This is a genomic window from Bartonella sp. CL63NXGY, from assembly GCF_042194905.1.
GTDB lineage: Bacteria > Pseudomonadota > Alphaproteobacteria > Rhizobiales > Rhizobiaceae > Bartonella.
The window spans coordinates 91,771-100,563 of record NZ_JBHINK010000006.1; the positions used below are offsets into that span (position 1 = coordinate 91,771).

The 8,793-nt window shown below is 36.5% G+C and carries 8 protein-coding genes; 6 read left to right on the forward strand and 2 right to left on the reverse strand.

Features of this window, described 5'->3' with window-relative positions; all coding sequences use genetic code 11:
• Positions 1–154 precede the first annotated feature (154 nt).
• The 6 genes from ACFIK0_RS04910 to ACFIK0_RS04935 all read left to right on the forward strand — a co-directional run bounded on the left by ACFIK0_RS04910 (position 155) and on the right by ACFIK0_RS04935 (position 6,674).
• Positions 155–442, forward strand: coding sequence for a hypothetical protein (locus ACFIK0_RS04910; protein ID WP_273791311.1), 288 nt, complete (start codon positions 155–157; stop codon positions 440–442).
• A 138-nt stretch (positions 443–580) separates the two neighbouring features.
• On the forward strand, positions 581–946 hold the full coding sequence (locus ACFIK0_RS04915; RefSeq protein ID WP_273791312.1) for a hypothetical protein: 366 nt from the start codon (positions 581–583) through the stop codon (positions 944–946).
• Between the two features lie 698 nt (positions 947–1,644).
• Entirely contained in the window at positions 1,645–1,971 is a 327-nt protein-coding gene (locus tag ACFIK0_RS04920) for a hypothetical protein (RefSeq protein ID WP_273791313.1), read from the forward strand.
• A 90-nt stretch (positions 1,972–2,061) separates the two neighbouring features.
• Positions 2,062–2,859 (forward strand): hypothetical protein, encoded by a 798-nt coding sequence (locus ACFIK0_RS04925; RefSeq protein WP_375663605.1) that lies wholly within the window; start codon positions 2,062–2,064, stop codon positions 2,857–2,859.
• A gap of 920 nt (positions 2,860–3,779) precedes the next feature.
• On the forward strand, positions 3,780–4,223 hold the full coding sequence (locus ACFIK0_RS04930) for a hypothetical protein (RefSeq protein WP_273791315.1): 444 nt from the start codon (positions 3,780–3,782) through the stop codon (positions 4,221–4,223).
• Positions 4,224–5,912: 1,689 nt separating this feature from the next.
• Complete coding sequence (locus tag ACFIK0_RS04935) at positions 5,913–6,674, forward strand: DUF4167 domain-containing protein (RefSeq protein ID WP_375663606.1); 762 nt, start codon at positions 5,913–5,915, stop codon at positions 6,672–6,674.
• A 1,071-nt stretch (positions 6,675–7,745) separates the two neighbouring features.
• Here ACFIK0_RS04935 and ACFIK0_RS04940 read toward each other — a convergent pair.
• Complete coding sequence (locus ACFIK0_RS04940; protein ID WP_375663607.1) at positions 7,746–8,195, reverse strand: hypothetical protein; 450 nt, start codon at positions 8,193–8,195, stop codon at positions 7,746–7,748.
• A 44-nt stretch (positions 8,196–8,239) separates the two neighbouring features.
• A complete protein-coding gene (locus tag ACFIK0_RS04945) occupies positions 8,240–8,605 on the reverse strand; it encodes a hypothetical protein (RefSeq protein ID WP_273791326.1) in 366 nt (121 codons plus the stop codon).
• Positions 8,606–8,793 lie beyond the last annotated feature (188 nt).

Sequence of the window (8,793 nt, forward strand, 5' to 3'; positions counted from 1 at the left end):
TTCTGAGGTTTTCTGAGGTTTTCTGAGGTTTTCTGAGGTTTTCTGAGGTTTTCTGAGGTTTTCTGAGGTTTTCTGAGAAATGCAAGAGCCGTACAACGAAAAAAGAGATGCAAATGCCTTAATACGCGTTTAGCTTATCAAAAAGGGGGATATAATGGCACTTTTTCCATTTTCTATTGCTGATATTGATGATCCGGAATGTATTCGTGTGGTTCTTTATGCTAGCGGAAGAATGGGACATGCTCCTTTGAATGCTCTGTTGAAGCAAACACGTCAAGATCTCCAATGTTTTGATAAAATACAGACTCAAAATATTCTCCAACTTACACAGCGTTTGGATATTTTAGAACAACAATTGAAAACGATTATCAAAGATCTTGAAGATGTGAAACACAAACAAGACGCTGAAGAAGCGGATAAAAGTAAAACGATGGGTGATTAACCATCTCGATTTGTGTCTCTATGGGATTTAGCTCCTTTAAAGCAGTGAGATAGATAGTTGTGAACAGGATAGTTATTTGCCTGTCCATAGAGCATTTATTTTTTTGATCAACCAAAAATGAAAAAGAGGTATTCTATAATGAAAAAATTGATTTTAATATTTTTAGCTTTGTGTCTTACTGGACCAGCTTCTGCACGTTTGAGGACTATTTCAGATGATTGTTCAGATATCGGCGGAACAATGGTTCGATCACAAATCATCAATAATATTTCTGTCATTCCATATAAAAATTTGCAAGGGGTAAATATTCTCTCTGTTTTGGAAACGAGGCCTACAGAAGAGCCAGAAATGTCACAAATTACAGGAAGAACATTTCATATTCAAAGTCCTGAGATTGTTGAGCTGGCCTATAGAGCTTACAGTACATCGCAATTCGTTGATATTTGTTACAGAAGTAACTATCCAATCAATGTTATTCGAGGGCTGAGAGTGCGTGATAATTAAGCGTATTATCTGTATTCGTTGTGACTTAAATAAGTGATGCTTGGAAAATGGTCAATCTTCTACACTAAGGTTATTTTAACCCTAGCAGTTTTCTGATTTACAGTTTTTACTCAGAGTATAATCGTTCATGTTTTACAGAATTCATGAGTGATCGGTATTGAGGATCTATCTTAAGATATTCAACTACAGTTTTTTCTATTTTAAACTGAGTAATTTTGCATCAATCGTCGTTTGAGCTTAGATGGCAATTTCATTCTAGCGTTTGGTGTTAGAAAGATTTTAAGCGTAGTGAGGCTGTAAATACTTGTCTTAATTGTCTTTGTTGACAGTATGCCGCTTGCGATAGGCAATAAATCATAGACACATTTTGAATCCGTAGAATGCACGTACATTAACAATGGCAGACATTTTCAGTGGTAGTATTGCCAATGATAGAGCTTGTGCATGCGATGTTTTGTTGTGTGAATAAGTCATCATTCACGCGGCACCAATAAGGGAAGGCTTTGCTGTAGAGCCTGTAAAATAAATCGTGCAACAGCGGGGTAGGGGTCAGAATAGACTGAGATGAGGCAGCCTTATCACGGGCTAAAGCTGGTCAAAATTCTCGTCTTTAAGGAGGCGAGGAGGCTAAAAATATCCATTAGATTGCATGGGGATGCATTTCATGTCCGTTGCAATAAATTTAAAAGAGGTAAATTATGAAAAGTTTTTTGAAAAAAATATCCATTGTTTTGGTGATGATAGCATTAACAACAGGTGTTTCTCATGCTGGAGTTTATGAACAAAACGGTTATCTCAATTCGGTTCAAGTCGTTAGCGCAGGAGCACAATGTCGCCTAGAGCTCAGATACGGTATCAGCCCTACTTCAGACATTCAAAAAGGTATTTGGGGCTGTGATAACATTGTTGGAAAAAGTATTTTGGATTTGGCAAAAACCGCAGTCATTTTGAACAGAAAAGTAATGGTTATTTTTGAAGCGGGTCATGTGCCAGCAAAAAGGGTTTTAGCCATCACTTTAAAATAAGATCAATAGGGGTTTTTCTCCCTTTTTATATCTGTAACGCTTCAAGAGGTTACAGGTATAAAATATGGAGTGTATATCAAAGGTATAAAAATGTTTCAAAGAGCATTCTCAGTATTTTTAGTGACAGTTTTATTTTTTTTCTTTTCAGATGTAAATCTGTCATATGCTATTGATCCTCCCCATATGGTTTTCCGTATAGATGATCGCTCTCCATCTGTTATATTCTTTGGAGGAGGTTTTGCCCCTTGGGGGGATGATCAGGATATCATACATCATGTAACTGGGCACTCTATTGCTCAACAGACTTCAGCATTTGTGTCTACAACTGCAAGTATGGATGCAGTTTACAGAATGGCGCGGCAACAGATTGCTAATAATCCTGATGAAACGTACTGGCTATATGAAATTATTCCAGATATAAATTTTTATTATGTTCCTAACTCACTCTTTGATACAGCCATGTCTGCTGACAACGTTGTTCAACATGAACAAGTTATGGATCTTTATTATGCATATTTATGGCAGGATGAATGGGCTTCGCTGGGGGCAATCAATACAAATCATATATACTCTGCAAGAAGTATTATGCAGCAAGCGAATGGTGATATTGTCATTGGTCCTAGAACCTTTAATTCTCTTTTTGTTGCCGCTCCATCACAAGTAAATTCGGGGACACTTCCTTCACAAGATTACACTTTTTTATCAGCTTATTATTCTGATAGCGAGGATGCGTTATCTCCAATGTCACTGGCATTTCTTGTAGAATCCTGTAATAGCTCTTCATCCAGTGGTCATATGGAGCGTTCTGGGGATTCTTCCTGCAGCACATACAAACATTCTGTTGATGATATTATGTATAAAATGAATCTATGGTATGAAGCTCTTTAAAGAATTACAGCTATATCTTGCTATTTAATCAAAAACAAAAAAGTAGGGAGATAGCGCATTTCTGTTTTATTTGATTGGTTCTGATGCGCATAGTGCGTAGGGCAGAGAAAATTTTTCGGTATTATGAAGTGTGATAGGGGTGCTATAAAGCATAGGTGTGACATCATCAAAAATGGAAGCGTTGATTTAACAGTATTTGTTGATCTCGATTAGAAAGTCCGTTCTTTTCTTTGTTTGGAGTTTTACATCAATAATTTCTTATCTTGTTGTCGTGCTGCCTTTTGAGAGTGCGGTGATAGAAGGCGTGTAAGATTTTATATATGAAGTGTTTGTGTGGTGAATAACGGTAAATCCATTGAGCCCTCCCATCTTTACGCTTATGTAGAGGCAAGCCCGCACCATCATTGTATTTGCTCGCTCCCAATATTACGACAGCCTTGGTTCGTGAGACGCTTCATAAGAGGCATATGCCTTTTTTGTACAGTTTTTAATCCACATGCCAGCTCCGCTTGTAACTTGCAAGCGACATGGTTTTGATCGTTTCAACAGAAAACAAATTTAGGATGAGAGAATCCTGCGATGTTCGGATCTCTCATTCAATATGAAAAAACAATAAATACTCTTTATAAATCAATGTGATGTATCTTAAAGAAGACGAATTGTTTATAAAGCCGCATGGATGAAGAATCTTCGTCTTTTAAGGTGGTGAAAGAAAATCATCAGCCCTATTTTTTCATAAAGGGCATGAGAAAAGTATTTTACAAGAATTTTATACGATAAAAATTATACGATAAAAAAAGAGGGGCTTTTGACATAAGAGTCTTGATCGTTTGTTGCTATAACCTGTATTGTATACACAAATACTTCTATCATTTTTTGCTGTAAAAGCTTCTCTTGGGATGTTAAAGGGTACAATCTTTATGGAAAAAAGAATCCGAGCAAGACAAAAGGCTTATTTCAAAAGATTATATCGCAAGATTGCTTTTGTTTGCATAATACTTTTTTGTATAGTGTTTTTGTGTTTTGTTGTTGCTAAGGTGGTTAGTTATTTTTCTTCTCATAAAAAAGTAACACAACAAGCACCCGTTGAATTGGTTATTCCTGTTTTTGATCTGCGCGTATATTGCAAGGAAATTTCTGCTTCCGTTATGCCCGATATGAAAAGAGAAGTTTATCAGCATTGTCTTAATTTGGAAAGTGAGGCCTATTTTGCTATTCGTGAAATGTGGGATAAGCTTTCTGATAGTGCTAAAAAACAATGTTTGACGATGGTCCGTCCTGGGGATGGAAATTATTTTCTCTTACGAGACTGTTTTCTCAATGAAAAAGAAAATAAAACAGGCAAAAGGCGCAATTACTTTTAAGTTTTTATACGGAAAGTTAAAAGGAAGCGAATTTTTATAAAAAAATAAAAGCCTCTTAAATGACTATCTGCCTCAAGACCAATAGCAACCTGATTTATTTATCTTGTTATATCGCACTTCTTATTATTTAAGGTGTGGCGACATAAGGTATGGATGCCGCCTTGAAATGTTTAAGGGGGCGTGGTGGAGTTTCAGGAGGATTTGTTGCGCTTTTTAAAGGGAAATAACGAGTGTGGGAAATCCATTTCGTAATGGTCTGGTGAATGGTATAATCCTCATAAAATGTATAAAATTTATAGAGTATGTTCATCTTTATGGTTTAAAAAAGAGTAAGCCGGTACTATCTCACACTTTGCTCGCTCCCAATGGTGCCTCTCGACAGCCCTTTAGCCTTAAAGATGGTTCATAAGAGGTACTTTAAGTCTTTTTTATTGTTTTTACTCCACGCAGGTTTTCCCACGTGTAACATACAAGAAAAAGAGATTGATTCAACAGCAAACAGATAGAAAATGAAAAATCCTACGGTATTAAGTTTTCTTACTCAACACAACAAATATGAATTATCATTATAAACCAATTCACTGTACGAATTTTATAAGAATTTTCATTGTTGACAGACCAGTGTGACTCGAGAATCTTCGTTCTTTGAGGGGGTAAGTCAATAGACATGACTAAAATGAGTAAAAAAACTTCCTTTTATAAACATTCAAGGCTTCTTCATGCGTAAAACGCTGTGCTGGGTTTACAAATGTGCTTGTTTTATAATTCTAGTTTTCTTTATCAGAAAATACTTTATCAGAAAAGATAAGTGAGGAAATGCGTTAGGCCATTCTTATTGATAGGCTTTGAGGAGGGTATTTTGTTGAGAAGAAACTGATTTTTTAAAAAAAGTTTGATATATTGGTCGGTTTTTTCATAATTTAATGTTTTTTTGTATTTAAATATTTTATTTTTAAGCTCAATTTGTTATAAATAAAAACTGTGATTAACTTAAAAACTCTATGGGTTAAAATAGAAATTGATAGTATCGTTAGCTTATTTGGAAAAGAAGATTGATCTCTTGGTGATTATAGGGCTTGAATAATACTTCGTGTTAATCTATCTATAAAAATCAAGAGGTTTTGTGAAGCGATCGTGGATTATCGCTCGCAAGGGGTTGCTTTAGCGATGAAGAGAGGCTATATTTATAAAATAAAGAGGTTCGCGCAGTGACTCGTTGGGATGGAAGTGCTTGTGGTTTAAATGCACGAGGGGTAGAGAATATCGGCGTTTTTAAGAGCTGTGGTTTTAGAGCAAAAAAGGAAGCTTCTAATATTCTCTGGCAGGAATTTTTTCTTTGTCAGGTATGTTGTGTGTGTGTTTTCCTTTTTGTTTTCCACAAGATAATTATTTTTTTAGTGAAATATGGTTTATTTTAAAAAAAACACTTGGCATTTTACGTGAACATCATTAGATTTCTGCTGTTTGACAGAGAAAAAGGGAATTTTTGATTTACGATTTCCCTGCTGTTTTGTGATTTTCAAGAAAATATATGCTTTTATCAATATCAGTAGGGTTCGTTTGAGTGAAATAAACGCGGATAGCTTGATAATCGTATGTTAAAAATGATCAGCATTATCAAAAGATAATGTAATGAGGAAGCGTCAATTAAGACACACAATAAGACAAACACTCCAAAAAGGGATAAAGATGAGGCCACAACAAAATAGACGGGTACGCGGTCGCAATAATAACAATAATGGTAATAACAATAATAATCGTCGCGGTCCTAATCCGTTGTCTCGCAATTATGAAAGTAGCGGTCCGGATGTTAAAATTCGCGGGAATGCTCAGCAAATTGCTGATAAATACATAAGCCTTGCGCGTGATGCACAAGGTGCAGGCGATCGTGTTATGTCGGAAAATTATTTACAACATGCCGAGCACTATTTGCGTATTATTTTAGCAGCAGCTGGGCAAATGTCTCAATCGGTTCGGCGTGATGAAAATCGAGGTGATGAAAACGAAAATCGTGATGAAAACAATGGGCAAGAATGCGGTGAAATAAATCTTGATGGTGAAAAAAGGGATGCTGTCGAGGGTGATACAGATGTATTACAAATGTCGTCGCAAAAAAATGGCAATGGCCAATATGATAAAGCGCAAAATGGGGATGCGCGTGAAAACGCTTTAGAGGCTCTATCGGATGGAAAAACAGATCAAGAGCACAGTCTTTCTGAGAAAAATGTTGAACCCGTCAAAAAAACACGTCGTTCTCCCCGTCGACGTACTGTACGGACTCAAGATGAATCATCTCTTGAGCTTTCACTTACAACAGCAGAAAGCTCTAGCAATGGAGATGCATCAACAGCAACAAAAGAGGATTCTTCCTTGCCTGGATTAGGTGAGGGGATACAGAGAAAACCGCGCCGTCGCCGAGTGGTCAATCTTGAGGCAGAGGAAAATGTTTAAACCTGAAAGGTGCTGTATAAGCGCTTGTGGTGATGTTATTGGTATCATGATAGTAAATTGTATATACTCAAGAAGCCTCTTGCGCTTTCTTTAGATTTTCACGGGCAGTATTGAGACTTAACAAAGGGTGTTGACAGAAAAGATTGCCTCTTTGCTGGGATTTAAGTGAGGAAATACAGAGAAAACCGCATCCGTGTATTTTAAGAGGCAGTTCTTGTATGAAGAACGCAATGTCGTTGTTTTATTTAATTCACACTTATATTTAATATTATTCAATGTATTCATGCCCATTTCGCGCTGGTGTTCATGAATTCTATCATGTGAAATTCATCGGCTATCTTTGCTTAATAAAAGATGTAAGCTGGGCGTTATTGCTTTAATTTTCAATGTTGCAACAGTTCTTCTTTTGATACCGGATCATTCATAAGAGGTATTTTTATTCATCCATTTCCTTGCTGGGATATGTAAAGAAATGATTTTGATTCAGTTTCTTACGAACAGATTTGAAAGGGAGAATCATACAGTATTTGAGGTTCTCATTTGACATGCAAAATAAATCATCACTATAAATTAATATGTTGAATTTTTGCACTCAAGAAGAGGTATTTCTTGCACGTTTATTAGCTTTTCCCAAGTGATGTCAGTTTTCTTAAAAATGGAATGCGTTGACAGAAAGGTTTCTTCTTTTCCAAGATTTAAGTGAGGGGATACAGTAAAAAAACGCGCCGTCGCCCGTGTGGTGTATATTTAATGCTTATCACATTGATTTATAATAATAATTCATTGTTTTGAATGTTAGGTGAGAGCCCCTAAGCCCCTAGAATTCTCTCATGTCCAAATTTGTTCCATGTTGAATCAACAAAAAACATTCGCTTGCACGTTGCAAACGGGGAGAGCCCGTGTGGATAAATTTGTATAAGAAAGGAATAAAAATGGCTCTTATGAACTCTCTCTAGCGCCAAGGGCTGTTGGCAACACCCACGAGTTGGCAAAGCGTGTGATAGTGTCGGCTTGCAGAAAATGTTAAATCTTCAAGGATGCTATGTTAAGCGCTTATTGATGTTAGTTTTCTTAATGAGGCATTATCTTCGAACTCTCTTTTGTTGTTTCAACAGAAAGAACGGCGATTAGAGCACCGGTATGATAATTGTAAATCATAAATTTTGTTTGTCCATCAGGGGTTAAAACTTTCAGTACAATATTGTGTTCTGAGAGGCTTTGCGACAAAATCTGTGTTTTTTCCGGTAGAGAGAGCGTATGATGGATAACGTGTGGGTTTTTGCTGGGAGAGAAAGATAACTCGGTTTGTTTTGGCGCTGATCCGGTTGTTATCACTTTATAAACAATTAAAAACAGTACGGTTAGAATAAGGAAAAGCGTTATTAAAACGGAAATAATCATTAAACCCATAAGTTTTTTTCTCACTCGTTCTACGGCAGGGTCTAAAGGGAGATCTTGAGGCAGAGAATTTTGCTCTGTGTGATGGTCTTTTGAAGGTTGCATTCGCTTATTATCCATCATGTCTTTCATTGATTATTTTTTTGAGATCTGATGGGTTTATGCTTTTAAAGTTTTTTGTGCAAGAGGTTTGTGGAAGAAGAATGCAAAAGAGGAAGCGATGTTGGTAAAATATCTTCTTTGTGGACTGTAGACACCTTGTCCTTTACGTTTTGGCTTTTAAGAAGAAAATTTCCATGGTTTGTTACAGACCAGATCAAGTTTACTTCTTGTTGATGCAAATTTGCATGTACGTTTATACATTGGGCAAAAATTTGTTGTCCATAAAGTGCAAACTTTTTTGTGGACGGTACCATGGCTTGTTCACAAGCTTGAGCCGTTGGATAGATTTTAACCATTGTATTGTTCGAATAGCAACTATTAAAATCATCTGTACATGAAACTAATAAGAGGATAAAAACAAGGGGATTCATCAATTATTTTCCAAATGAGAGGTTGACAGAGCGGACTCCAATTTGTCAGCCTAGGGGCTTCTTCACTGTTAAACGCTTTCAAAGTTTTTTAGTTCCCCTTTGAGATGGGTTTTCCCCTTTGAGATGGGTTTTCCCCTTTGAGATGGGTTTTCCCCTTTGAGATGGGTTTTCCCCTTTGAGATGGGTTT

What these genes read in the sequence shown, in the direction of transcription:
- ACFIK0_RS04925 (WP_375663605.1), top strand. Translation starts at nt 2,062, where the DNA reads ATGTTTCAAAGAGCATTCTCAGTATTTTTAGTGACAGTTTTATTTTTT.
- ACFIK0_RS04910 (WP_273791311.1), top strand. Translation starts at nt 155, where the DNA reads ATGGCACTTTTTCCATTTTCTATTGCTGATATTGATGATCCGGAATGT.
- ACFIK0_RS04930 (WP_273791315.1), top strand. Translation starts at nt 3,780, where the DNA reads ATGGAAAAAAGAATCCGAGCAAGACAAAAGGCTTATTTCAAAAGATTA.
- ACFIK0_RS04920 (WP_273791313.1), top strand. Translation starts at nt 1,645, where the DNA reads ATGAAAAGTTTTTTGAAAAAAATATCCATTGTTTTGGTGATGATAGCA.
- ACFIK0_RS04945 (WP_273791326.1), bottom strand. Translation starts at nt 8,605, where the DNA reads ATGAATCCCCTTGTTTTTATCCTCTTATTAGTTTCATGTACAGATGAT.
- ACFIK0_RS04935 (WP_375663606.1), top strand. Translation starts at nt 5,913, where the DNA reads ATGAGGCCACAACAAAATAGACGGGTACGCGGTCGCAATAATAACAAT.
- ACFIK0_RS04940 (WP_375663607.1), bottom strand. Translation starts at nt 8,195, where the DNA reads ATGATGGATAATAAGCGAATGCAACCTTCAAAAGACCATCACACAGAG.
- ACFIK0_RS04915 (WP_273791312.1), top strand. Translation starts at nt 581, where the DNA reads ATGAAAAAATTGATTTTAATATTTTTAGCTTTGTGTCTTACTGGACCA.